At 66.1% G+C, this 2,354-nt stretch carries 3 protein-coding genes; 1 reads left to right on the top strand and 2 read right to left on the bottom strand.

Annotated features, from left to right (window positions below; translation table 11 throughout):
• On the bottom strand, positions 1 to 1,079 hold a 1,079-nt coding region (gene speA / locus AC14A7_RS01970; RefSeq protein WP_484006202.1), incomplete at its 3' end, for a biosynthetic arginine decarboxylase.
• Between the two features lie 147 nt (positions 1,080 to 1,226).
• Between speA and AC14A7_RS01965 the strand changes: the two genes are divergently transcribed.
• Positions 1,227 to 2,036 carry a hypothetical protein gene (locus AC14A7_RS01965; RefSeq protein ID WP_484006201.1) on the top strand — a complete coding sequence of 270 codons (810 nt, stop codon included), beginning with the start codon at positions 1,227 to 1,229 and terminating at the stop codon, positions 2,034 to 2,036.
• Positions 2,037 to 2,099: 63 nt separating this feature from the next.
• Here AC14A7_RS01965 and AC14A7_RS01960 read toward each other — a convergent pair.
• A partial coding sequence (locus AC14A7_RS01960) for a pyridoxine 5'-phosphate oxidase C-terminal domain-containing protein (protein WP_484006200.1) occupies positions 2,100 to 2,354 on the bottom strand: 255 nt, incomplete at its 5' end.

The following is a 2,354-nucleotide window of genomic DNA, read 5'->3' as shown; positions in this document are numbered from 1 at the left end:
AGCAGCGCGTGGTGCGCGGTGAGGGCGCGCCCCGACTCGCTGATGATGTGCGGCATCGGCAGCTCGTTCTCGGTGCACGACTCGGCGAACGTGTAGATCACGTCGTTCGCGTACTCCTGCAGCGAGTAGTTCACCGACGAGACCGAGGTCGAGTTGGTGCCGTCGTAGTCGACACCGAGCCCGCCGCCGACGTCGACGTGGGTGATGTTCACCCCCATCGCCCGGAGCTCGGCGTAGAAGCGCGCGATCTCCTGCAGCCCGTGCTTGATGTAGCGGATGTCGGTGATCTGGCTGCCGAGATGGAAGTGGATCAGCCGGAGAACATCGAGCCGCCCGAGCGCGGCGAACTTGTCGATCGCGCGAACGAGATCGGCGGCGTTGAGCCCGAACTTCGACTTCTCTCCACCGCTCTGCGCCCACCGCCCGAATCCAGCCGACGCCAGCTTGATGCGGATGCCGGCGGTCGGCTGCACGCCCAGCTCGTCGGCGACGCGGAGCAGGGTGTCGATCTCGTGGATCTGCTCGATGACGATGAACACCTGGTGCCCGAGCTTCTGCCCCATCAGGGCGAGGCGCATGAACTCCTCGTCCTTGTAGCCATTGCAGACGATGAGGTGCTCGGTGGTGTCGCTGAGCGCGAGCACGGCCTGCAGCTCCGGCTTGCTCCCGCACTCGAGCCCGACCCCGTGGGCCTTGCCGTATTCGACGATCTCCTCGACGACGTGGCGCTGCTGGTTGACCTTGATCGGGTAGACGGTGGTGTAGCCGCCCTTGTACGAGTACTCCTCGATCGCGCGGATGAACCGCTCGCTCAGCGACTCGATGCGCGAGCGCAGGATGTCGGAGAACCGGACCAGCACGGGGAGCTGGACTCCCTGCTGCTCGAGATCGGTCGCCAGCTCGTGGAGATCGACTTCACGGGAGTTGTCGTTGCGATCCGGCCGCACGACGACGTGTCCCTTCTCATTGATGTCAAAAAAGCCCGCGCCCCAACCCTCGATGTTGTAGAGGGCCCGCGCCGACTCGATCGACCACTCCGTGGGAGCCTCGACGGGCTCCGCCTGTACCTTCGTTGCCATGGACGGAAGATAGAGCCGGTAGGGGGCGAGGGGTACCGATGCCGGAACGGTCGCGGCAAAGGCAGCGGCTCGCGAAACAGTCTGTGTTTTGGGGCGTACGAGGGGCCACCACCCCTGTCGGACCTGTCTCGCGTCGGGAGTCATCAAATGGATCGCCAGCTCAGCCGCTTTTTCCGCCGTGCCACCGTCGCGCTGCTCGTGAGTTCCGCATCGACACTCACCCTGGCCGCCCAGGCGCCGGCGGGGATCCGATACGAGTTCACAACCGTTGGTGACAAGGGCGAGCCAGGCGCGGGCGTCGGCTACGTGCTCGGCGACACATCACGCATGGAGATGCCCGGCTCCGGCGGCGAGTATCTCGTGATGAAACCCGGCCACCTCTACAGCGTCCATCCCGACAAGCGGGAGTACAGCGACAGCCCGCCGGAGGCGCTCACCGACATCATTGGCAAGGCGCTTCGCGCGACGCAGTTGATCGTCCGGTTCGAGCTGAGCGACGCGTCCGTCGTGACCCAGGATCTCGGCGACGGCGAAGCTGTTGCCGGTCAACCCACGCGTCACTTCCAGCTGGTGCAGCGATTCGCGGTCAGCGTCCACCCGCTGATCATCGGCAGCACCGACGACCCGCCCGAGGTGAACGAAGTCGTGACCGACTACTGGGTGGCGAAGAACCTGAAGCTTCCCCGCAACCCGCTCGTCGAGCTGCTCGCCCGCGCACCGAGCGCGCTCGCGCAGCAGGATCGCGCTTTCGCTCGGAAGTCGTCCGACGCGCGTGACTCGCTATTCGAGGGAATGCCACTGAAGCTCCATGTGACGACGCGAAAGAAGGGCGAGCATCCGAAGGTCGCCGAACATTTTGAGGTCACCAGCCTCACGCGCGCGACGGTGAGTCATTCGCAGTTCGAGATCCCGCCCGGCTACCGGCGAACGGACGATTTCTCCCTCCACTCGATGTAGTCGGGGGCCGCAGCCGCATCGCCGCCTGGCGCGGCTTTTCGTGCATCGCGCATCATCATCCCGTCACGGGTACAGCGTCTCCACCCGCCACCGCTCGCCGTCGCGGGTGTACTTGTGCCTGACGTGCAGCCGGTTGTCCATGTTCTTCCAGAACTCGATTGCCACCGGGGCCACGCGCCAGCCGCCCCAGTGGGGGGGACGGGGGACCTCCCGGCCGGCGAACTTGGTCTCGAACTCGGCGACGCGGCGTTCGAGCTCGCCGGGCGGGTCGATGACCTGGCTCTGGCGGGAGGCCCAGGCGCCGATCTGGCTGCCGCG

It is taken from the genome of Conyzicola sp. (assembly GCF_057073975.1).
Note: the sequence above shows the minus strand (reverse complement) of the source record. Positions and strands in the feature narration are given on the sequence as shown.